Here is a 20,985-nt window from a genome sequence, read left to right as displayed (position 1 = left end):
ATCGTGGCATTCCATGTGCCGCGCCGAAAAGGATATATAACTTGGATAGTGACGAAGAAAAAAAAGATGGGTTAACTATTTCCGATCTTGCTGATCCCAATTTTCCGGAACGGCTGGAGATTGTTCGCAATATAGAAAATTCCATAGTGGATTTTATGCGGCGCCCAGAAATTCCTGTCTACTTAGAAGCTTTTCAGAAAGTAATTAACAGAATTATCCCGCCAGCTATTAAGTTTTTTTCGGTAGTCGGCGAGTTCGCTATAAAGATGCAAGAGGCAAATGCGTTAAGGTCAGAGGCTTATCCAAAAATAATTGATCATCTGAATTTTTTAGCGACTAAAACTTGGTTTGTTTCGAAGTCGTTGGCACTGTCAGATTATGAGCTTCTAGCATTCTCGCCTGAGAGGATCGGTATGGGTGATGAGGCAGAGGAAGCTTTAGATGATCAGTTTGTCAGTGTTTATAATGAAAACATGGAATATCTCGAGTCTGTTCTTTTAGAAGGTTTCCCCAATCGCGCATTCGCCATTGGACCAGCTATACAGGCTCATAGGAGAGGGGAGTTCGCACTATCGATACCCGTTTTCCTTTCTCAAGCCGATGGCATCTTATTAGACATAACATCAGCTGAGCTTTTTACTTCCAAAGGTCACATTTCAAAGCACGCCCAAGAGCAGATGAGCACGACGCCTCATGAAAATTGGTTTGGGTATTTTGACGATGCCACATGGTCGCCTTTAAGCGCTGTGCGCCCTATTGGTTGGAGTCCAAAAGAACGTCGTGAAGCAGGATATTCTGGCTTTAATAGGCATACAACAATGCACGGAATGGACCTGCATTATGCATCGGAAGTCAATAGTTATAAGGCCTTTTCGCTTTTATGCTACGTTGCCTCCGTCAAGCCTGAAAGCGAAGACGAGAAGTCTAAATAAAATCAGGTTATATAAGGGCGCCTTGTGGTTCTTGAATTATTAACAGGCGCTCTTCCCTTCATAAGTGTTCATTCCTACTCCAACCGGCACCACCAAGATTGCGCATATGCGCAACCGTCGATGTACTCAATGCCGCTCAACACGAATCCCGTCACAGCCATCCCCGCCAGCGTCGCATCTAATAGAGGTGGCAATGGATCAGGATCCAGCGGCATACCGACTTTGACCTCGGCCACGTTCGCTGCCCGCCCTAACTCACTACACATTGTTGAGTTCACCATGACATTACCTTTGATCGCGGGATAGCGGCGCCGATCCTTGGCATTCAGCGCGACACCGCGTAAGCGCATAGGCGTTACCAAAACATGCATGGGCGGCCTCTACTCGTCTGAGCCAATGTCGAGTAACGATTCAACGGCGAAGGCAAGCGCCCCGTCCGCTAGCTCCAGCAGATCGCTTAGATCGTCGGCATCGATTACATGGTTCAGGTGCAGCGCGTGTGCTTGGCTTAACAGCGCCTTGTGATGGGCGCCGGGCTTCGCAAGCAGTGACACGTCATCGCGCAGCAGAGCACGCCACTGAGCTATTGCTGAAGACTTTGCGGTTGTCGCTACCACAGGCTCTCTATTCATCAGTCCCATCTACTCACGAAAAATACTGTATGTATACACAGGATAACGCTCGCGGTGTCGCGGCACATCAGTAGGCGACTGACGGCATTTAGCACGCCAAGGTCTTTGGAAATGGGACTATCGCTGCAAAATCCTGCCATCACGAAAAAACTGCTAAAAAAAGCACTTATCCCCCTCCCGCCGACGGGCTTTGCGTCTCTTTATTGTGCAAAGACGGGTAGGGGTGCAAACGATAGCTCTGCCCAGGCCCGCTGCGGGCCTTGTGGGTGTAGTTGTCATTGCACGGAGTGAAAGGTATTGAAAAAAAGTGCAGCGGACTTGCACAGCGTTGTGGTGCGCCAGCGAATTGATCAGGGGAGTGGGATGTCCGGTTTACGGGGGGGACGGGTGTGAAAACCGCCAGTAGACGGAGTTTTCGTTTTTGGAACCGTCAGCATCACATGGGTTTTATTCACCGACCGGCCTGATCGTAGAACAGCTAGCAGGCCCAGTTTGTAAGGCTCTCCGGGGTTCTGCACCATTGCACCGCGTCACCGAGAAATCTGTCGATGTCAGGACCGATTACGAGCGGGAAAAAAATGTAAAAAAGGGAATGTGAATGGCCATTTTTCAGACGTGGGCTGGGAAAAAGGTAATTTTGGTAAGCAAGGGATAAAAGTTGGCTGCAGCCTTTGTGGTGCCTGACCTGCAGTCATTACCTCAAGAGGTAATTTTAGGTAAGGGTTAGGGTAATAATTTATGAAGTGCCCCATTTTACTGGGTTTGAGGGCTATCAGGGATTACTCATAGGAAAGGTAATTTTCTAACCTCATACTTACCAAATTATTACCTCTGCGGAATTCTCTCAACGCCCCGATTTTCAAGGCTTCCAGAGGTCGCCTCATGCTGCATTACCAAAATTACCTTTTTCCCATGGGTCAACATGAAACGTCGAAATGGCCTTCGCGACCCTGTTCTGCAACCTGGTGCGCAAAACCCATGGGACTGGCATGGGACTGAGTTTGAAAATCTCGCTCATCTACAGCCCTTATAAACCGGGGGGGTATGCTCCGAAAATAGCAAACGGGTAGTTTCGAATCTCTCCTTCACCGCCAAATTCGATGTAACCAAAACCCCTGATTTCGAAAGAAGTCAGGGGTTTTGTGGTTTCTGGGGGCTGAAAAATGATCCGCAGAATTGCTGATGATTTCACCGCACATGCGAGACGAATTCCAACTCGGTTGTTTTAGATTGCCGGCCCCTCGAACGGAATCGAGTAATGCCTATGCGCCGCACCCAATGGCCAACATTTCGGCCAATGATCCGGTAACCTTGCCGGCGTTTGAGGCGTTGGTTGAGCATCTATCAAAGTTGCCTTGAGTCACTCTTCATGAAAAAGGAAATCCCATGATCACCACCACCACCCACACCATCGAAGGCCGCCAAATCACCGCCTACCTGGACATCGTCAGCGCCGAGTCGGTGCAGGGTGTCAACGTGATCCGCGACATGTTCGCCGGGATGCGGGATTTTTTCGGTGGGCGGTCGCAGACGTTGGAGCGGGCGTTGAAGGAGGCGCGCATTCAGGCGACGGACGAGATCAAGGAGCGGGCGCGGGCGTTGCAGGCGGATGCGGTGGTGGGGCTGGATTTCGAGATCAGTATGCCGGCCGGCAAGGGTGGGATGGTGGTGGTGTTTGTGACCGGGACGGCGGTCAAGTTGAGATGAGACAGCCCGTGGCGGTCAGCGCACGGGCGTCGTCAGGCTGATCAGACGGTATGCGGGGCGCGTTCGCCCTTGGTGTAGACCTGGTTGAAAAAATAGTTGCTCATGTTCATGTTTCCCGACTTTTGATAGGTAAACAACTGGCCGAGGTCGATGGTTTTTTCGAAGTTGTCCTTGTTCAGAACAAAGCCACCCGTGCCCAGGTATTCCCTGTCCTCCTTCACAAAATCGAACGAACTTTTAGCATATTCGTTGGCGGCATCTTTCAAGGCGCCAGACTGATTCATGTAGTCGGAAAGACGGGTAAGGTCCTCGGCGCTGATCGAGCCGGAGAGGGACGTGGCCTTGAGTTGGCCTTGTGGATCGACGGTAAAACCGAAGTCTTTTTCCTCAAGTGCCGGGTCGATGTTTTTCAGATCGTCCAGAAACTGCATGTAGGTAGTCTTGAGGTTGTCATGGGCTGCCATCAGACGGTCACGGGCAGCCGGAAAATCTTTGGTGGGCTCGGTGCGGCCGATATAGGTAATGACAGCGACCAGGGGCGTTCCTGGTTCGGTGGGCTGTGACGGCGACGGATTGCTCGGGTGATAGATGACGCCAGGCGTCAGCGGCTTGCCTTCAGGGTTTTTCATGTCGATGGCGCCGGAGTCGATCATGTCCTTTATTTTTTCGCCACCTGCTTTACCGGCCGCGATCTGCTCGGGGGTGAGCGTGATGGGCGTGGTGTTGATCAGCGACGGCATTCCCTTGATTTCCATGTTCTCTCCCTGAGTTTTTTGCGTAGGAGTAAGGGCAACGGCCTGTAGGCGAAAATCTTGAGCCTGGCGGGACAAGTGGTGTGTTTTTGTTTATTGCGCGACCTGCTTTGTACGACGCCGACGTCGGCCATTCGTCGGGCACCGGGCGATCTGAATCACAAGTCCAGTAATGACCGGCTAGTCTCAAAAGCCTTGGTGGTCGATATTTTCAGGCAAATAGGGCTTGCCGGTATCGACCCTGTTTTGAAAGGGGCGAAGAGATGGCGGATCCGTATATCGAAGACGACGGGGCTGAGTTTCCAATCAACAATTGCGTGCAGTGTGGCCAGACGGAGTATGTGGCTGGCTTTGGCGAGGACCAGGTCAAGACTGGCAAGATCAAGTCGGCGGCGCCTCGAGCAACGAGGTCGAAGTTTCTGCCCAAAGTGGCAGCGCCTTCCAGGAAGTAAGCGTTCATCACAGAGCAGACCCCGCCATTGAGCGGGGTTTTTCGTTTCTGACGGGCGGAATCTCGAAATGTCCGATAGGTGCGATTTTTCTTTCACAAAGTTTTCACAAGGTCTTACGTAGTCTCAACTCATCCGTTAGAAAGCAATATTCCAGCCCGTTACCCCAGCGGGCTTTTTTTTGCCTGTCATAAAACCTTTTCCATAAATGCTGTCCAACCGTCGCCCATAGCGAGGTTGTGCCTGATTGTGTCTGGACTTTGCCTTCGCTAAAGCATTCAATCTCCGCCTTTTCGTTTCCCCCTATTTTTGAGGTTTTCGTCATGCGTTTAAAACTGCCTGCTCTGGTTCTGGGGCTTTTGGTTGCTCAGGGTGCGATGGCTGCCGGTCAAGGCACTGCCGCGCTCGGCGGTGGTCTGGGTGGCGCGCTGGGTAATGTGGTCGGCCAGAACATGGGCGGCAGCACCGGCGCAGCGATTGGTGCTGGCGTAGCGGGCGCGGCGGGCAGTGCCATTGCCGCACCGAAGGGTAGCCGTACCAAAGCGGCCATCGGCGGTGGCGTCGGCGCGGCAGGTGGTTCGGTCATCGGCCACAGCCTGGGCGGCAAGACCGGTGCAACCATCGGCGCCGGCCTGGGTGGTGCAGCGGGTGGCGCGGTAGGTACCAACCTGTCGAAAGGCCACAAGCGCCACTGACCCTGAGGGGCAGCAAAAGAAGCCCGGCGTAATGCCGGGCTTTTTCGTTTCTGAACGTTTTTTGCGAGTGTGTCTCCAATCTCTTACAAGCCCTGCTCGGATAGCGAGTACTGTAGGAGCAGGTTGAGACAGTTGTGCTCCCCCAATACGGAAATTCTGAGGTTCATATCATGCGTTTGACATTGTCCACGTTGGTTTTGGGCCTTTTGGTCGCTCAGGGCGCCATGGCGGCCGGTGATGGCACTTCGGCAGTCGGTGGTGGCCTCGGTGGCGCACTGGGTAACGTTGTCGGCCAGCAAATGGGCGGCAGCACTGGCGCCGCCATCGGCGCGGGTGTCGGTGGCGCCGCAGGCAGCGCGGTCGGCGCACCCAAGGGCAGCCGCACGGCAGCGGCCGTCGGTGGTGGTGTCGGTGCGGCGGGCGGTTCGGTGGTCGGCCATAGCTTGGGCGGCTCCACGGGCTCGACCATTGGCGCAGGCCTTGGTGGTGCGGCGGGTGGCGCTGTCGGCAATAACCTGGGCAGCGACAGCGGCAGCTCCCATTCCGGTGGCGGCCATAAACACAAGAATAAACACAGAAACAAGCATCGCTAAATCAGTATCGACTGACAGCAGAAACCCGGCCAAGCGCCGGGTTTTTCGTTTCTGCGGATAGGGTTCCGGAACGTTTGGTCGTAGGACACCTCGAACTTCATACACTCCCGAAACTCTGTGAGGCGCACCATGACGCTTGAAGCCGAAGATGACTCCGACGAACTCAACGATCCTGGTAACGAAGACCCGGGCTCGTTGATGGACGATGCAACCGTGCCGCTCAACGACTCCGATGATGCGGGGGACGTGGGCAACACCGAGTATGAAGAGGAAGACTCCGACGAAGACTGACCGATCGTCCCTTGGGTCGAACGCTTGCATAGCCGCTTCCTCGAATGAACAAGGGCCTGCTTTTCAGGCCCTTCGAGAGGTGCTTTATGAACCCTGATCCGAAAGTCGCTGACGTTGACGAAACGCCGGAATATCCACTGCCTTCTCCTACTGATTCCCTGAGTCGTGATCAGCGTCCGCCTGATGATGAGGATGAGGTGGGGGTTGAGCAGGTTCCGGATAGTGATGTGAAGCGCGGGGATGTCGAGGCGAGTCCTGATGATCCGGATATTGCGGGGGAGGATGGGTCGGGGGAGCCGAGTTAAAGAGTGGAAGATAGGCCGATGACGCTTTGAGATTTCAAAGCCCAGCAGTTTTGCTGGGCTTTTTTATCAGGTGAATCTGTTCCCTTTAATTACGTAAAGCCCATCTAGTGGTGATATTTTTTCAAGCTTTCCGATTTCTATATATTTTTCGAAGTCATACTTTAGTATTTGCTGGTCAGTATATTTTTCGTACTGGTGTGGGAGTTCGCATGCAAGCAAGTACAATCGCCAAACATCAAAGCCGTCGATTCTTCCGTCCGGTCCGTAGTCGAAATCTATGGACGCTTCTGGCAGATGAACGACACAACCTACTCCGTGCAATTCATAGGTTATGTTGTCCATAACTGTCCCGCATCGTTCTATTTTCTTAGTACGCCAGAGCCTCAAGATGGATCGCGTGCCGAATTTTTTTTCAAACAACTCAGTCGCCTTATCTACTTTTGAAAGAAAGTCGATAATTAGTTGTTCAAGGAGTTCATTTCTGTAGCTCATCTTCTTCGATGCTCCAGTCTGTCAAATCCAACATTGCTCGCGGACTCTAATACCTCATCAATACTATTTAAGATCCCTTTGTGTCCTTTTATATCGTTCACAGGCTTTATTATCACGCTCGTCGATGTTTGTCTCGCTGCTGCGGCGCGATGATGGCCGTCAAGTATATAGAGCTTGCCGTCGTATTCGGCCATGTCAATAGGAAATGATGTAAATAAATCTGTCCCTTTGGCTATTTTAATTTAGCTTTATTTTATGAATTTTTTAAAGAGTCAAGCCATGCTTTATAGAAGGCTTTTTGATCATCTATATTGTTAGTTATGTTTTTGTCTTCATAATCGAAGATTCGCACGATGTTCGCTTCTTCGCTGGGTTTTCCAAGTTCAAGTTCGTAAGCGACTAATCCGCTCGACATTTGAGAGGACATACTCGAAGGGTGGACGTTTAATTTAGCGCCTTTACACAGGAATTTCGTCTCAGGGTAATCTGCTCTCAACATTCCAAAACATTTATACAAGTCGGGCGCCGAATATTTCTTTTTCAAGCCGTTTGGCATTATTATCGATAGTGTCCGATTCCTTCTATCACATTCTACCGTAGCGATTTCTATGGCGCCGTAAGTGATTAAAGAAATTTCTATATTTATCATGATCACTTCCTGAAAGGGTTGGGTATCGAGTAGCCCTTATAGCTACCATCATCATAGACAGGTGTGGCGCCGACGATGTCTTGGTTTTTTATACCTCCTGGAAATGCTATTTCAGTTTCACGCCTGTGGGGGGACATCGCACCGAGTTCTTTATTGACATCGACTCCATCAATATTTTTTAGTACATAAATATACCCATCGGCAAGTCCATAGCCAGTCGCGAACTTTGATGCCTCCTTTTCTGAAGTGGATGTGCTAACAAAGTGACTAGGAGGACTTCGGTTGTCCAAAGCGTGCAAGTAGAGATCTGTACTATCACCTAAGGGTTCAAAACCAGCCTCAAAGATTTCCCAAGGCTCACGGTCATCACCTCGATATAAGTAATAGTTTTCTTGTTTGGGGCTGGGTAACTCGGGTTCTCCTGAGGCAACGCTTACTACACCAACCGGATCCTCCTCCCCAACTGCCGGCCGTTTACACCCATCCCCACCCGGACACTCATTCAACCCCAACGGATCAACCCACCCCGTCGGATTAACCCCATACCGATACCCGTTCAACCCCCCAGCCAACTTCACCGGATCCGGCGTCAAATACCGCCCCACATCCGGGTTGTAGTACCGATGCCGGTTGTAATGCAGCCCGGTCTCCGCATCGAAGTACTGCCCTTGAAACCGCAGCGGCTGATCCAGCACTTGATGGGTATCGCGATTCAGGCGGGTCAGGCGGCCGTAGGCGGTGTATTGCGCGGCCCAGACGATTTCGCCGCTGTAGTCGGTCAGTTCCTGTGGGGTGCCGAGGTGGTCGAGTTGGTAGTAGAACGGGCAGGCGTGGCGTGGGCCTTTGCCGTCGAGCAGGGCCAATGGGCGGAAGGTGCCGGGTTCGTAGACGTAGCAGCGGTAGTGCTCGCGACTGCTTTCAGCGACGATCTGGTCGCCTTGCCAGAAATACTCGGTGGTTTTGCCGTCGACGGTTTTGCTGATGCGGCGCCCGAAGGCGTCATAGCGATAACTCGAGCTACGTCCGTCCGGGGTCGTGACGCCAATCAGTCGATGCTGGCAGTCGTAGCGGTATTCGGTGACGAGCTTTTGCGCGGTGCCACGCCGTTCACGAATCAGGTTGCCGAAGGCGTCGTAGTCGTAATGCCGATCACCCTGTATCAGCAGACGATTGCCCAGAACCTTCGCCGCGCCGGGGCGGTCCTGCATCAGCAAATTACCCGCCGGGTCGTGGGCGAAGCTTTCCGGGAGGTGGTCGCGGGAGTGGCGGACGCGAATCAGGCGATCGAGCGGGTCGTACTGGTAGCTGCGTTGGCCCTGGCGGGTGTCGGCGATGTGGTCGAGATTGCCGTTGGCGCTGTAGGCATAGTCGCGGCGATACAGCGGTTGCCGCTGTTGGCTGACGGAGTGGGCTTTCAGGCGCCCCTGCTCGTCATGTTGGTATTCGCTGAGCAACAGACCCTGTTGGCGGTGCTGTTCGCGACCGGCAACGAAGGTATGCGCCGTCAGTCGCGTGCCATTGAGGTCGATGGCCGTCAGCGCGCCGCCCTTGGCATGGTGGTAATCGAGTTTGCTGGCGTCGGGCAGACGAAGGTGGTTGAGCTGGCCGCAGGCGTCATAGCCATAGCGCAAAGTGCCCCAGCCCTGGTGTTCGGTGATCAGCCGATCTTGTCGGTCGTACTCGAACTCCAGCGGATGATCGTGACTGTCATCAACGCTGACCAGTCGGCCGAGGCTGTCGTAGCGATACTCGATGGTCGTCCCGTCAGGCAGCGCCTTGACCAGCAACCGACCTGTCGCATCCCGTAGATAGCCGGTGAACAGTTGCGAGCCGTCATCGCCGAACTCGGTTTTCTCCAGCAGATTTCCATTGAGGTCGTAGGCGTAAGCCGTGCGGCGGCCATCGAACCCGGTTTCGTGTCGGATCAAACCACCGGGTGTGTAGTCCAGCTGATATTTTTCGCCGGATTCGTTCTCGATTTCCGTCAGAAGCAGTCGCACGTTGTCGTAGCGATACTGCAGCTGAGTACCGTCGGGGTTGATCCGGCGGCTGACCAAATGCAGGTCATCGGCGTATTCGTAACGGGTGATGCGGCCGAGTTCGTCCCGTTCGGCGGTGATTTTTCCGTAGGCGTTGTAGCTGAACGCGCGAGTGGCGCCTGTGGGCAAAGTCGTCTGGGTCAGTCGGCCAACGGCGTCCCATTGGTAGCGGGTAACGGCGTCATGTTCGTCCTGACTGGTAATCCGCCGGCCCAGAGCATCGTAGGAAAAGTGTCGCCGACCACCCTGCGGCAACGTTTCTTCGACCAGTTGCCCCAAACCGTTCCAGGCAAACAGATGCCGGCTGGTGTCCGGGTAACGGATCGACAGCAACCGCCCCTTGGCATCATGGTGATAGTGGGTGACCTGCCCATCCGGATCGGTCGCCTCAGTCACATCCCCCTGAGCATTACGCTGATACGTCCACACCGCCTTGCCACGACACCGCGAATGCAGGAAACCATTGCGATACTCGTAGGACGTCGGCTCGCCTTCGGGTGGAATCAGCGCAACAAGGCGTCCGACCTCGTCGTAGCGATAGCGGGTAATCGCCCCCAATGGATCCTGCTCGGCAATCAACCGACCGTTATCGTCGTAAGACTTGAGGTGCTCACCGCCGCCCGGTTCGACCCGTCGCACCAGCCGCGCCTTGTCGTCATGGACGTAAGCTTCTTCACTGCCGTCGACGTTTTTAACCACAACGCCGCCCTGGTCGTCCCAGACGTAAGCGGTGTCCATCTGCGAAAAGCTCGCCCGATGCCGGACACATCGCGCCGCCTTGCCGGACCTTTCCCACTCCCAGAAGAAACTCGCCCCACCGGCCAATTGCCGCTGGAGGATCACGTGCTGGTCGTCGTAGTCGTACCGTTCGCTTTCGCCAGCGGCATTGGTTGCTTCAATCAGGTGATGACGGGCGTCGTAGCGGTAGGAAATCAGCGTCTGTTCTGTACGCCAGGCGTCACTCGGCGCCGCAACAGGGTGAAACGTCTGATACTCGACGGCGACGAGGTGCCGACGCTCGTAACACAACAGCAGTGAGCGCCCGGCGCCGTTGTCGAGGCGCTGGATGCGATGCTGGCGATCGCGGGTGATGTGTAGCCGGTTGTTATAGGCATCGCTGATCGCCGTCAGCCGCCCGTTATGAAAGTGGTAAAACCTCGGTGTTTCAGCCGCCAGCGCAACGATCAGTTCCTGCGGCTCATCCCCCCGATAGATCGCCGCTCGCGACAGGCTGTTATGGATCGTCGGCCGCTCGACACTCGGCAACGGAAATGTCGTACGGCGGTTTTCATGGTCGATCCAGATAACGCAATCGCCATCGATTTCCAGTCGATGGGCGAGGGAATGACTCCAGCCCCAGCCCAGCCCGCAATCCAGTTCCACCGCGCTGGTGCGATACAGCCGGGTGAAATCAAATGCCAGCAACCCGTCGAGAGAACCATCGGTCAGGGTCAGCAGTTCTTCGCCGGTAACCATCGACACCGGGCAACCGTTGGTGCAGGTCAATGGCCCGCAATCGGCGCTGTCGCCGTTGGGGTTTTTCGCCTGGTCCGGCGCATCGTCATGGGGTTCGTGCCGGACCATCCGGGTTTGTGCGTCGGATTTATCGCGAGCGATCGGCGCCGGATTTTTCACCACCAGCACCGGCGACTCACCGCTGCGGATCTCCAATGGCAACGTTGGCGTCGGATTTAGTGGTGCATGGCGTGCATTGACCGCCAACGGTTTGAACGCGCCCGCGTGGGCGGTCAGCCTGGTTTCGGTGGTCAGTTCGGCCAGGCGCAAAGTAGCGCCCGCCAGCCATTGCCGCGCCCGTGGCGATTTGATTTTGCCCAGCACTTTGGCGCTCAAACCCAGGGTCACGCCTAAGGTGCCGGTCACCCTCGACAGTAGGAAAGCGATCAACAGGTCTGTACGAATTTCCGCCATCACCTCGGCGACGAATTGCGGCGGCAGCATTCTCAGCCAACTGGTAAATGCAGCGAGGTGAATGAACAGCAGCGGCTCATCGCTGAGCACCAGCAAGCCATTGGCGATCGCGTCGGCGGAGGCGCTGAGCAGTGCGTCCAGTTCGGCCTGGGTCAGGTACTCCAACAGCTTTTCGCTGTTGGCTTGCAGATCGGCGAGCAGCGCATAGACCTGTTTCACATCATCCCAAACGCCCTGCAGCGAATTCCCGACGCCCAGCCAGTCCGCCTCTTGCAGCAAGCCGTAGCGATCGAGGAAGCCGGCGCTGGCGAATTCGGTCCATAACGGCTCGAACTCATGGGTCCACTCGGCACGCAGCCAGCCTTCGAGTTCGCCGATCAAGCCTTGATACGAGGCGTAGAGCACCTTGACGTGCTCGGCTGAAACATCGGGAAAGAAGGTGATGCGATAACGCTGGCCCCGTGAGCAATCGGAAACTTCGAGAATGCCGCTCGGGCCAATGATCTTGCGCACCGGCTCGCCAAACGTCAGCTCACCGTTGCGATCCGCGATCACCGGTTCGAGCATCACCGGCGTGTTGCCGATCGGCACGAAACGCGCCGCCTCGAACATATGCACCAAGGTCAACGGACCTTCGGCGGGGCACTGGGTCACGACGGCGCTGACCGGTTTGCTGGAATTCAGCGGCACGCTGAGTTGAACGTCGTTGCCCACCTTGAACACCTGCTCGACATCCAGCGCCCAACCGGTCCAGAAGTTTTCTGCCCAGCGTTCGTAGTCGTTCAGGCACAGGCGGAATTCACCGAGCAACGCTTCGACGTCGGGTCGTTCCGGGTTCATGGCGGCGACCACGAGCAGGCCGATGGTGTTGTTCAGGGCCAGGAGTCCATTGGGGTCGAACATTCACAGTCACTCGCGCGCTTCAATTTGGAAACGCCAGACTTTGCGCAGGATCAGCGAGGAAAGAAGTCAGGAAAGGAGGTGATTGCTGTAGGGATAATCGCTAAATGATGGGCGCAGGTTTTTTCATCCACAGGGCATTGCCCGTTGCCCTATGCCAGCCGCGCTCGTTATGCTGCTGAACCCTTTAATCGATCCGAGTACTGGCCGTACCTGAGCCGCCTGGGATGTCATTAAAAACGGATCAGATGCGATGAATGCACCACTGAAAGCGCTTGGCCCGATCAAAGCCGTGATTTTCGACATGGATGGCTTGCTGCTGGACACCGAGGGCATCTACACCGAAGTCACGTCGATGATTGCCGAGCGTTATGGCCGGACCTTCGACTGGAGCGTCAAACAGAACATCATCGGCCGTGGCGCGGGTGACCTGGCGCGCTATGTGGTCGAGGCGCTGGACTTGCCGATCACCGCTGAGGAGTTCCTGGTGATCCGCGAACCCCTGATGCGCGAGCGTTTTCCCAAGGCACTGGCGATGCCGGGCGCCGAGGAGCTGGTTCGGCACTTGAAGGCCAACAACATTCCGATTGCGGTGGGCACCAGTTCTTCGCGCCAGTCGTTTGGCCAGAAAACCACGCTGCACCGCGACTGGTTCGCGCTATTCGACTTCATTGTCACTGCCGATGACCCGGAAGTCGGTGCGGCCAAACCGGCGCCGGATATCTTCCTGACTGCCGCGCGGCGCCTGGGTGTCGCGCCCGAGGACTGCCTGGTGTTCGAGGATTCGCCGTTTGGCGTCACAGCAGCGAAAGCGGCAGGGATGACGGCGATTGCGATCCCGGATGCGGCCATGGCTGACGAAAAATACGCCCACGCCGACGGCATCCTTCGTACGTTGAAGGCGTTCACGCCGAGTGCCTGTGGTTTGCCGGCGCTTGAATGGGCCTGAAACCAGGCATAAAAAAACGCCGGCAATGATTGCCGGCGTTTTTGTTTCAGCGTTTCAGGTCATCAAGCGCCGAAACCACCATCGATGGTCAGGCTGGCGCCGGTGATGTAACCCGCTTCCGGGCCGACCAGGTAGGCGACGAAGCTGGCGATCTCTTCCGCCTTGCCATAACGGCCCACGGCCATCAGCGGGATCAGGCTCTCGGCGAAGTCACCGCTGGCCGGGTTCATGTCAGTGTCGACCGGGCCCGGTTGCACGTTGTTGATGGTGATACCGCGCGGGCCGAGGTCGCGGGACAGGCCTTTGGTCAGACCCACCAGCGCTGCTTTGCTCATGGCGTACGGGCCACCACCGGCGAAGGGCATGCGGTCGGCGTTGGTGCTGCCGATGTTGATGATGCGACCACCTTCGGTCATGTGTTTGGCGGCGGCCTGGCTGGCGATGAAGACGCTGCGCACGTTGATGGCCAGGGTCTGGTCGAAGTCTTCGAGGGTGAAGTCTTCCAGCGGCGCGACGGCCAGCACACCAGCGTTGTTGACCAGAATGTCGAGGCGACCAAAGGCTTCGACGGTGGCGGTCACTGCGTTGCGAATGGCCTCTGCGTCGGCGCTGTCGGCCTTGATGGCGAGGGCCTTGCCGCCGTTGCCGGTGATGCTGTTTTGCAGTTCTTCTGCCTTGGCGGTGGAGCTGACGTAAGTGAAGGCAACTGCGGCGCCTTCAGCGGCCAGGCGTTTGACGATGGCGGCGCCGATACCGCGGGAACCGCCTTGAATCAGAGCTACCTTACCGCTGAGGTTTTGAGTGGTCATGTCGATCTCCAGAAAATTCAAGGCGGGCTGCCTTGTTGTTGGAGTCGAGTATCGGCCTCGCATTACCCTCTGTGTAGACCGCCATTGCTATAGTCTGTGTAAACCAGAAGTTTATAGTGGCGACCATGGAAACCTTCAGCAGTATCGAATGCTTCGTCCGCAGCGCCGAGGTTGGCAGCTTTGCCGAAGCCGCGCGGCGCCTGAGCCTGACCCCGGCCGCAGTGGGCAAAAGCGTCGCGAAACTGGAAGCGAGGCTGGGTGTGCGGCTGTTTCAGCGCAGTACGCGCAGCCTGACCTTGACCGAGGCCGGTCAGGTGTTTTTGGGCGAAGTCAGCGCCAGCCTGCACACCATTCAAAACGCCGTGGCCAACCTGGCCAGTGCCGAAGGGCGCCCGGCCGGCACCTTGAAGGTCAGCATGGGCACAGTGTTCGGGCGTTTGTATGTGGTGCCGTTGCTGGGGGAATTCCTGCGACGCTTCCCGGCGATCAACCCGGACTGGCACTTCGATAATCGCCAGGTCGATCTGATTGCCCAAGGTTTTGATGCGGCGATTGGCGGCGGATTCGAATTGCCCCAAGGCGTGGTGGCGCGCAAGTTGACCCCGGCCCATCGGGTGCTGGTGGCGTCAGCCGAGTATCTGGCTGGGCGTGAAGCCATTGTCGAACCTGATGACCTCAAGAAATGCGACGGCATTCTGATCCGCTCGCCGCAAACCGGTCGCGTGCGCTCCTGGCAGCTGACCAGCCGCACCCGGCAACACAGCCCGCTGGTGCTCAAGGCGCGGATGACCATGAGCGATTCGGAAGCCGCCTGCGCCAGCGCTGCGCAGGGATTGGGCATCGCGCTGGTGAGCATGCCGTTTGCCGTGGGTTATCTGCAGACCGGGACGTTGCAGCGCGTGTTGCCGGACTGGTACGTCGACGATGGCAATATTTCGATCTATTACGCGGAGCACAAATTGTTGCCAGGCAAGACCCGGGCGTTTGTCGATTTCATTATTGAGCAGTTTGCGGAGCGGGGGTTGGGGGAGCGGTTTAGTGCGCTCTAAGTCTGGCTTGCTCGCGATGACAGGCTGCCATTCAACATCAATATCGGCCCTTACACCGTCATCGCGAGCAAGCTTTGCTCCTACAGGGGGGATCGCACGAGGCCTGGTTCAGGCTTTGGATTTGCTGATGATATTGCCCGCATGCAACCCGCATTCTTTCTGCGTCGCTTCTTCCCACCACCAGCGACCTTCACGCTCATGCTGGTTCGGCAGCACCGGGCGGGTGCACGGCTCGCAGCCGATGCTGATAAACCCACGCTCATGCAGGCTGTTGTAAGGCAGCTCGAGCATGCGGATATAGCCCCAGATCTCCTCGCTGGTCATCTGTGCCAGCGGATTGAACTTGTACAGGGTGCGCTCAGGCGTGGAGAACGCAGTATCGATTTCCAGCACGGCGACGGCGCTGCGGGTGCCCGGGCTCTGGTCCCGGCGCTGGCCGGTGGCCCAGGCAGTGACGCTGGACAACTTGCGGCGCAGCGGCTCGATCTTGCGGATACCGCAGCATTCGCCATGGCCGTCCTTGTAGAAGCTGAACAGGCCTTTTTCCTTCACGAACGGTTCAAGTTTCGTGTAGTCCGGCGACACCAGTTCGATCTCGATCTTGTAGTGCTCGCGCACCTGATCGATGAAGCGGTAGGTCTCGGGGTGCAAGCGGCCGGTGTCGAGGCTGAACACTTTGACGTTCTTGTTCAGCTTCCAGGCCATGTCCACCAGTACCACGTCCTCGGCACCGCTGAAAGATATCCACAGGTCATCGCCAAACTCGGCGAACGCGAGTTTCAGGATGTCCTGGGCGGATTTGTTGGCATAGGTCGTGGCGAGTTCCACGACATCGAACGATGGGCTCATCAGGGCGGCTTCCTACAGGTCGGTGGCGCTGGGCGCTCTATATGGCGTCGATGGTAACAAAATCCCACAGCCCCTGGCGCGCCCTCTGCGTTGCGCGGGCTGGCTCGAGTCGCTAGAGTTCGGCAGTCCTTTTGCTCGCTCGACTCAATAATCAATACAAATGGGAGTGTCTTGTGGAAATTGCCTGTCTGGATCTTGAAGGTGTGCTGGTCCCGGAAATCTGGATCGCCTTCGCCGAAAAAACCGGGATCGAATCCCTCAGGGCCACCACCCGGGACATCCCCGACTACGACGTGCTGATGAAACAGCGCCTGCGCATCCTCGATGAACACGGCCTGAAGCTCTCGGACATTCAGGAAGTGATCGCCACCCTGCAACCGCTGGACGGCGCGATTGAATTCGTCAACTGGCTGCGTGAACGCTTCCAGGTGGTGATTCTGTCGGACACCTTCTACGAGTTTTCCCAGCCGCTGATGCGTCAACTGGGCTTCCCGACGTTGCTTTGCCATCGCCTGATTACCGACGATGCCGGGCGAGTGACCAGCTATCAGTTGCGTCAGAAAGATCCCAAGCGCCAGTCGGTCCTGGCCTTCAAGAGCCTTTACTACCGGGTGATTGCGGCGGGGGATTCCTATAACGACACGACGATGCTGGGCGAGGCCGATGCCGGGATTCTGTTCCATGCGCCGGACAATGTGATTCGCGAGTTTCCACAGTTCCCGGCGGTGCATACGTTTGAAGAGCTGAAGCAGGAATTTATCAAGGCTTCGAATCGCGCTTTGAGTTTGTAGTGATCGTTCCCACGCTCTGCGTGGGAATGCAGCCCGGGACGCTCTGCGTCCCAAAGCGGACGCGGAGCGTCCATTGAGGCATTCCCACGCGCAGCGTGGGAACGATCAAAGGGCCTGAAGGGTATCGAGCAACACCTTCACCTTGGTAATCGATTCCTGATATTCAGCCTGCCATTCCGAATCCGCGACAATCCCGCCGCCGCCCCAGCAACACACCTGCCCATCCTTGACCAGCAAACTGCGAATGGCGATGGAGCTGTCCATCTCGCCTCGCACGTCCAGGTACAGCAACGAGCCGCAGTACAACCCACGCCGCGTCGGCTCCAGTTCATCAATGATCTGCATCGCGCGGATCTTCGGTGCGCCGGTGATCGAGCCGCCGGGGAAGCTGCCGGCGATCAGGTCCAGGGCGTCCTTGTCGTCCGCCAATTCGCCAGTGACGCTGCTCACCAGGTGATGCACGTTGGGATAGCTTTCCAGGCTGAACAACTCCGGCACCCGCACCGAGCCGATACGGCAGGTGCGGCCGAGGTCGTTGCGCAGCAGGTCGACGATCATCAGGTTTTCCGCGCGATCCTTGGGGCTGGCCAGCAGTTCGGCGGCGTTGGCGGCGTCTTCGGCGGCGGTCAAGCCACGGGGGCGAGTGCCTTTGATCGGCCGGGTTTCCACCTGGCGCGCGCTGACTTTGACGAAACGCTCCGGTGACAGGCTCAGTACCGCGCCGCCGTCGGGCAGGCTCTGGAACCCGGAAAACGGTGTCGGGCAGGCGGCTCGCAGGGCGCAATAGGCGGCCCACGGGTCGCCTTCGCATTGCGCGCGAAAGCGCTGGGCGAAGTTGACCTGGTAACAGTCGCCGGCCTGGATGTATTGCTGGATCCGCTCAAGGGCCTGGCGATAGTCATCGGCGCTGAGGTCGGCGCTCATTGGCGCTTTCAGCTTGAACGGCTCGAGTGGGTTGGACGCTGACTGAGTGAACAGTGCGATCAAGCGCTGCTGTTCGCTTTCGGACAGTGTCGGGTGGAACACCAATTGACTGGTCAGCCGATGGTGGTCGCTGATCAATGCCCAGCCATACAGACCGAAACGCGCATCCGGCAAGTACAGGTCGTCCTGGGCCTGGCTCGGCAGGTTTTCCAGATGACGGCCGAAGTCATAGCTCAGGTAGCCGATCAAGCCGCCTGCGAAGGGCAGCTCATCCGGGACGGACGCTTCGCCCAGTCGTGTCAGATTATCCCGAAGGCGTTGCAGGAAGTCGGCACCGCTTTCTTCCGGCGACACGGCCAGTTGCTCCAGCGGCCAGGCACTGAGCAAATCAAAGCGGCCGCGATCGGCACTTGGTCGGCCACTGTCGAGCAGCACGGCACCGGGGGCATGACGAATCGCCGCGAAGTACTCGGCGGGGTTGGCGCGATAGGGCAGAGGATGTACGGAACAGGTCAACATGGGCGGGGCGGATCAGCCATCGTGGCGGGGTGGCGATTGTAGTCCTCTGCAGGAGTTGCTCCTAGAGGGGATGTCGGGGATTGGTAGATGGGTGACCGATCGTTCCCACGCTCTGCGTGGGAATGCATCCCGTGACGCTCCGCGTCACAGGCGGACGCAGAGCGTCCGTGGCGGCGTTACCACGCAGAGCGTGGGAACGATCATCGGCTAGCCCTCAACCGGCGGAATATGCCCAAACATCTCCTGCACAAACTCCACCCGTTCCTGCACGGTCTCGGTAACCCCGCGGGCCTTCAATTCTTCCAGCCGCGCCTCGACCGCATGGGTGCGCAAGGTCAGTCCACAATCATTGGCAATCTGGATGTTCAACCCCGGCCGGGCGTTGAGCTCAAGAATCAGCGGCCCTTTTTCCTGGTCGAGCACCATGTCCACGCCGATGTAACCCAGCCCGCACAGCTCATAGCAGCCGGCAGCGAGTTTCATGAAACCGTCCCAGTAGGGCAGTTGCACGCCATCCACCGCGTTGGTGGTGTCCGGGTGTTTGGTGATGATGTTGTTCAACCAGGTGCCGCGCAGGGTCAGACCGGTGGCGAGATCGACACCGACGCCGATGGCGCCCTGGTGCAGGTTGGCCTTGCCGCCGGACTGCCGGGTCGGCAGGCGCAGCATGGCCATCACCGGGTAACCCATCAGCACGATAATGCGGATGTCCGGCACGCCTTCGTAGCTGATGCTTTTGAAAATCTGGTCCGGGGTCACGCGGTATTCGATCAGCGCCCGGTCACGGTGGCCGCCCAGGGAGTACAGGCCGGTGAGGATGCTCGAGATATGGTGCTCGAGTTCCTCATGGCTGAGGATCTTGCCGGACACCGTGCGATAGCGGCCCTCGAAACGGTCGGCCACCACAATAATGCCGTCGCCGCCCGCGCCCTGGGCCGGCTTGATCACGAAGTCGCTGCGCCCACCAATGATCTGGGTGAGGTTGTCGATTTCTTTCTCGGTGGAAATGATCCCGTACAACTCCGGCACGTTGATGCCGGCTTCAATGGCGCGTTCCTTGGTGATGATCTTGTCATCGACAATCGGGTACAGGCTGCGCTTGTTGTACTTGAGCACATAGTCCGCGTTACGCCGATTGATCCCCATGATGCCCCGGGCTTCCAGGGCCTTCCAGGTCTTCCAGAAACCGAACATTACGAGTCAGCCTTGAGGAACGCTTTGAAGCGGACCAGCTCGGTCAGGCGGTAACCGCGATAGCGACCCATGGCCAGCATGAAGCCCACCAGGATCAACAGGATCGCCGGGAAGGTGAACACGAAGTACACCAGTTCCGGCACGCTCATGATCAGGTGCGCCAGGGACGCGGCGAACAGCGTACCGATTGCCACTTTCATGGCATGGCCGGCACCGCGTTCTTCCCAGGTGATCGACAGGCGTTCGATGGTCATGGTCAGGATCACCATCGGGAACAGCGCCACCGACAACCCGCGCTCCAGGCCGAGTTTGTGGCTGAACAGACTGATCGCCGCGATCAGCACCACGACGAAGGTCAGCACCACCGACAGCCTCGGCAGCATTTGCAGCTTCAAGTGTTCCAGGTAGGAACGCAGCGACAGCCCCAGCGCCGTGATGATCGTAAACAGCACGATCCCGAAGCCCAGCTGCGTCTCGCGGAAGGCCAGGGCAATCAGCACCGGAGTAAAGGTGCCGAGGGTCTGCAGGCCGATCAGGTTGCGCAGGATCAGGATCACCAGCACGCCAATCGGGATCATCACCATGATCATGAACGTCTGCTGGGTTTGCAGCGGCAGGCCGTACAAGGAGTATTCGAGGAAGTTGGCGTCGGTGTTTTCGTCGGTCAGCTTGGCCAGGCGAATGGCGTTCATTTCGCTGTTGTTCAGGCTGAACGTCACGTTGGCTTTCTTGCCGCCATCGACGGTGATCAGGTTTTCATCGCCGGTCCACCACAGCAGGCGGTCGGTCGGCAGGCCTTGTTCACCGGTTTCCGGGTTGAAGTACAGCCAGTCGGTGCCGTTGAAGCTGCGCAACCAGAGTTCAGGGACTTGCGGTTGGTCGGCCACCAGGCGGACGGTGTGGACCTTCTCCACCGGTACGTGGGCAATGGACAGGACCAGCTCGACAATCCGGGCTTTGTTGGCGGTGGACGGATCGCCGCCGAGCAACAGCTTCACGTTGTCGTCATTGAGATTGTTGACGCGCTTGATCGCTTCGCCGACGAAGGTTTCGACGTCGGCCGAGTGTTGGCGAATCGGTGCGAGCAGGGCTTCGGCAGCGACTTTCTCCGCGCCTTCGACGGCAATGCTGTCGCGGAAGGTCGGGCCTTTGATCTTGGATTTTTCACCGCTGTAGCGCTTGGTCAGCACCAGGCGGTAATAAAGGGTCTGGTTACCCTTGGCCCGACGTGCCGACCAGGTGACCTTGCGGTTGCCGTCGACCCGGTTCACCGCCACGCCGTAGTTATTGGAAATGAAGCTTTCGTTCAGGCTCACATAGTCGCGGCTCAGGGGCGGCACGAACATCTGGATCTTGACCGGGTCTTTGGCACTGGCGACGAACTCGACCTTGGCGTCGATGTTCCACAAGTCGTCCGTGGCATCTTCGGTGACAGGAATGCCGAGCACGAAGATCTGGTAGGCCGTAACTGAAATGCCCAGCACCACCAGGATGGCGATGAGGATTTTCAGGTGGAGGTTAAGAGAGCGCATTGGA

Annotated in this window: 20 protein-coding genes; 10 read left to right on the top strand and 10 right to left on the bottom strand. The window is 57.2% G+C overall.

What is annotated here, in order from left to right; translation table 11 throughout:
* The first annotated feature begins 41 nt into the window (after positions 1-41).
* The gene (locus HKK52_RS10950) at positions 42-932 is read left to right on the top strand and encodes a hypothetical protein (protein ID WP_169370833.1); all 891 of its coding nucleotides are present in this window, start codon (positions 42-44) and stop codon (positions 930-932) included.
* A 74-nt stretch (positions 933-1,006) separates the two neighbouring features.
* On the opposite strand, the gene HKK52_RS10945 is transcribed toward HKK52_RS10950, so the two are convergent.
* Positions 1,007-1,303: a hypothetical protein gene (locus tag HKK52_RS10945; protein WP_169370832.1), complete on the bottom strand. Its 297-nt coding sequence runs from the start codon at positions 1,301-1,303 to the stop codon at positions 1,007-1,009.
* 1,647 nt (positions 1,304-2,950) lie between these two features.
* Between HKK52_RS10945 and HKK52_RS10940 the strand changes: the two genes are divergently transcribed.
* Positions 2,951-3,271, top strand: a complete 321-nt coding sequence (locus HKK52_RS10940) for a YbjQ family protein (protein WP_054054102.1) — start codon at positions 2,951-2,953, stop codon at positions 3,269-3,271.
* A 41-nt stretch (positions 3,272-3,312) separates the two neighbouring features.
* On the opposite strand, the gene HKK52_RS32630 is transcribed toward HKK52_RS10940, so the two are convergent.
* Positions 3,313-4,026, bottom strand: coding sequence for a hypothetical protein (locus tag HKK52_RS32630; protein ID WP_237150770.1), 714 nt, complete (start codon positions 4,024-4,026; stop codon positions 3,313-3,315).
* A 260-nt stretch (positions 4,027-4,286) separates the two neighbouring features.
* Between HKK52_RS32630 and HKK52_RS32625 the strand changes: the two genes are divergently transcribed.
* From HKK52_RS32625 to HKK52_RS10910, 5 genes are all read left to right on the top strand, one after another.
* The gene (locus tag HKK52_RS32625; RefSeq protein ID WP_169370831.1) at positions 4,287-4,475 is read left to right on the top strand and encodes a hypothetical protein; all 189 of its coding nucleotides are present in this window, start codon (positions 4,287-4,289) and stop codon (positions 4,473-4,475) included.
* A 320-nt stretch (positions 4,476-4,795) separates the two neighbouring features.
* On the top strand, positions 4,796-5,167 hold the full coding sequence (locus HKK52_RS10925) for a bacteriocin (RefSeq protein ID WP_169370830.1): 372 nt from the start codon (positions 4,796-4,798) through the stop codon (positions 5,165-5,167).
* Positions 5,168-5,337: 170 nt separating this feature from the next.
* Positions 5,338-5,760, top strand: coding sequence for a hypothetical protein (locus tag HKK52_RS10920; protein ID WP_133836673.1), 423 nt, complete (start codon positions 5,338-5,340; stop codon positions 5,758-5,760).
* Positions 5,761-5,889: 129 nt separating this feature from the next.
* Entirely contained in the window at positions 5,890-6,051 is a 162-nt protein-coding gene (locus HKK52_RS10915) for a hypothetical protein (RefSeq protein ID WP_169370829.1), read from the top strand.
* 86 nt (positions 6,052-6,137) lie between these two features.
* Positions 6,138-6,356 carry a hypothetical protein gene (locus HKK52_RS10910; protein ID WP_169370828.1) on the top strand — a complete coding sequence of 73 codons (219 nt, stop codon included), beginning with the start codon at positions 6,138-6,140 and terminating at the stop codon, positions 6,354-6,356.
* Positions 6,357-6,422: 66 nt separating this feature from the next.
* Here HKK52_RS10910 and HKK52_RS10905 read toward each other — a convergent pair whose 3' ends face one another.
* The 3 genes from HKK52_RS10905 to HKK52_RS10895 all read right to left on the bottom strand — a co-directional run bounded on the left by HKK52_RS10905 (position 6,423) and on the right by HKK52_RS10895 (position 12,368).
* Positions 6,423-6,848 (bottom strand): DUF6896 domain-containing protein, encoded by a 426-nt coding sequence (locus HKK52_RS10905; RefSeq protein ID WP_169370827.1) that lies wholly within the window; start codon positions 6,846-6,848, stop codon positions 6,423-6,425.
* A gap of 253 nt (positions 6,849-7,101) precedes the next feature.
* Positions 7,102-7,497: a hypothetical protein gene (locus HKK52_RS10900; RefSeq protein ID WP_169370826.1), complete on the bottom strand. Its 396-nt coding sequence runs from the start codon at positions 7,495-7,497 to the stop codon at positions 7,102-7,104.
* Positions 7,498-7,499: 2 nt separating this feature from the next.
* The gene (locus HKK52_RS10895) at positions 7,500-12,368 is read right to left on the bottom strand and encodes an RHS repeat-associated core domain-containing protein (protein ID WP_169370825.1); all 4,869 of its coding nucleotides are present in this window, start codon (positions 12,366-12,368) and stop codon (positions 7,500-7,502) included.
* 250 nt (positions 12,369-12,618) lie between these two features.
* Here HKK52_RS10895 and HKK52_RS10890 point away from each other — a divergent pair, with 250 nt between their 5' ends.
* Positions 12,619-13,314 carry an HAD-IA family hydrolase gene (locus tag HKK52_RS10890; RefSeq protein WP_149656861.1) on the top strand — a complete coding sequence of 232 codons (696 nt, stop codon included), beginning with the start codon at positions 12,619-12,621 and terminating at the stop codon, positions 13,312-13,314.
* A 62-nt stretch (positions 13,315-13,376) separates the two neighbouring features.
* Here HKK52_RS10890 and HKK52_RS10885 read toward each other — a convergent pair whose 3' ends face one another.
* Positions 13,377-14,123 (bottom strand): 3-oxoacyl-ACP reductase family protein, encoded by a 747-nt coding sequence (locus HKK52_RS10885; RefSeq protein WP_123403219.1) that lies wholly within the window; start codon positions 14,121-14,123, stop codon positions 13,377-13,379.
* Positions 14,124-14,248: 125 nt separating this feature from the next.
* Here HKK52_RS10885 and HKK52_RS10880 point away from each other — a divergent pair, with 125 nt between their 5' ends.
* Positions 14,249-15,172 (top strand): LysR family transcriptional regulator, encoded by a 924-nt coding sequence (locus tag HKK52_RS10880; protein WP_169370824.1) that lies wholly within the window; start codon positions 14,249-14,251, stop codon positions 15,170-15,172.
* 108 nt (positions 15,173-15,280) lie between these two features.
* On the opposite strand, the gene HKK52_RS10875 is transcribed toward HKK52_RS10880, so the two are convergent.
* Complete coding sequence (locus HKK52_RS10875; protein WP_169370823.1) at positions 15,281-16,021, bottom strand: phosphoadenylyl-sulfate reductase; 741 nt, start codon at positions 16,019-16,021, stop codon at positions 15,281-15,283.
* 173 nt (positions 16,022-16,194) lie between these two features.
* Between HKK52_RS10875 and thrH the strand changes: the two genes are divergently transcribed.
* Positions 16,195-16,812 (top strand): bifunctional phosphoserine phosphatase/homoserine phosphotransferase ThrH, encoded by a 618-nt coding sequence (gene thrH / locus HKK52_RS10870; RefSeq protein ID WP_169370822.1) that lies wholly within the window; start codon positions 16,195-16,197, stop codon positions 16,810-16,812.
* Positions 16,813-16,917: 105 nt separating this feature from the next.
* On the opposite strand, the gene pabB is transcribed toward thrH, so the two are convergent.
* The 3 genes from pabB to rloB all read right to left on the bottom strand — a co-directional run bounded on the left by pabB (position 16,918) and on the right by rloB (position 20,981).
* Complete coding sequence (pabB, locus tag HKK52_RS10865; RefSeq protein WP_169370821.1) at positions 16,918-18,255, bottom strand: aminodeoxychorismate synthase component I; 1,338 nt, start codon at positions 18,253-18,255, stop codon at positions 16,918-16,920.
* A 207-nt stretch (positions 18,256-18,462) separates the two neighbouring features.
* Positions 18,463-19,449 (bottom strand): alpha-L-glutamate ligase-like protein, encoded by a 987-nt coding sequence (locus tag HKK52_RS10860; protein WP_169370820.1) that lies wholly within the window; start codon positions 19,447-19,449, stop codon positions 18,463-18,465.
* Positions 19,449-20,981: an osmotic stress tolerance membrane protein RloB gene (gene rloB / locus HKK52_RS10855; RefSeq protein ID WP_169370819.1), complete on the bottom strand. Its 1,533-nt coding sequence runs from the start codon at positions 20,979-20,981 to the stop codon at positions 19,449-19,451. Before rloB ends, HKK52_RS10860 begins: the two co-directional genes overlap by 1 nt.
* Positions 20,982-20,985: the final 4 nt, after the last annotated feature.

Origin of the sequence: Pseudomonas sp. ADAK2 (genome assembly GCF_012935755.1) — a bacterium.
Taxonomy (GTDB): domain Bacteria; phylum Pseudomonadota; class Gammaproteobacteria; order Pseudomonadales; family Pseudomonadaceae; genus Aquipseudomonas.
The sequence above is the reverse complement of the archived record's forward strand: the minus strand, read 5'-3'. Positions and strand labels throughout refer to the sequence as shown.

Excerpts from the sequence above, each read along its gene's own strand:
- HKK52_RS10945 (WP_169370832.1), bottom strand. The coding sequence starts at position 1,303 with ATGCATGTTTTGGTAACGCCTATGCGCTTACGCGGTGTCGCGCTGAAT.
- HKK52_RS10940 (WP_054054102.1), top strand. The coding sequence starts at position 2,951 with ATGATCACCACCACCACCCACACCATCGAAGGCCGCCAAATCACCGCC.
- HKK52_RS32630 (WP_237150770.1), bottom strand. The coding sequence starts at position 4,026 with ATGGAAATCAAGGGAATGCCGTCGCTGATCAACACCACGCCCATCACG.
- HKK52_RS32625 (WP_169370831.1), top strand. The coding sequence starts at position 4,287 with ATGGCGGATCCGTATATCGAAGACGACGGGGCTGAGTTTCCAATCAAC.
- HKK52_RS10925 (WP_169370830.1), top strand. The coding sequence starts at position 4,796 with ATGCGTTTAAAACTGCCTGCTCTGGTTCTGGGGCTTTTGGTTGCTCAG.
- HKK52_RS10920 (WP_133836673.1), top strand. The coding sequence starts at position 5,338 with ATGCGTTTGACATTGTCCACGTTGGTTTTGGGCCTTTTGGTCGCTCAG.
- HKK52_RS10915 (WP_169370829.1), top strand. The coding sequence starts at position 5,890 with ATGACGCTTGAAGCCGAAGATGACTCCGACGAACTCAACGATCCTGGT.
- HKK52_RS10910 (WP_169370828.1), top strand. The coding sequence starts at position 6,138 with ATGAACCCTGATCCGAAAGTCGCTGACGTTGACGAAACGCCGGAATAT.
- HKK52_RS10905 (WP_169370827.1), bottom strand. The coding sequence starts at position 6,848 with ATGAGCTACAGAAATGAACTCCTTGAACAACTAATTATCGACTTTCTT.
- HKK52_RS10900 (WP_169370826.1), bottom strand. The coding sequence starts at position 7,497 with ATGATAAATATAGAAATTTCTTTAATCACTTACGGCGCCATAGAAATC.
- HKK52_RS10895 (WP_169370825.1), bottom strand. The coding sequence starts at position 12,368 with ATGTTCGACCCCAATGGACTCCTGGCCCTGAACAACACCATCGGCCTG.
- HKK52_RS10890 (WP_149656861.1), top strand. The coding sequence starts at position 12,619 with ATGAATGCACCACTGAAAGCGCTTGGCCCGATCAAAGCCGTGATTTTC.
- HKK52_RS10885 (WP_123403219.1), bottom strand. The coding sequence starts at position 14,123 with ATGACCACTCAAAACCTCAGCGGTAAGGTAGCTCTGATTCAAGGCGGT.
- HKK52_RS10880 (WP_169370824.1), top strand. The coding sequence starts at position 14,249 with ATGGAAACCTTCAGCAGTATCGAATGCTTCGTCCGCAGCGCCGAGGTT.
- HKK52_RS10875 (WP_169370823.1), bottom strand. The coding sequence starts at position 16,021 with ATGAGCCCATCGTTCGATGTCGTGGAACTCGCCACGACCTATGCCAAC.
- pabB (WP_169370821.1), bottom strand. The coding sequence starts at position 18,255 with ATGTTGACCTGTTCCGTACATCCTCTGCCCTATCGCGCCAACCCCGCC.
- HKK52_RS10860 (WP_169370820.1), bottom strand. The coding sequence starts at position 19,449 with ATGTTCGGTTTCTGGAAGACCTGGAAGGCCCTGGAAGCCCGGGGCATC.
- rloB (WP_169370819.1), bottom strand. The coding sequence starts at position 20,981 with ATGCGCTCTCTTAACCTCCACCTGAAAATCCTCATCGCCATCCTGGTG.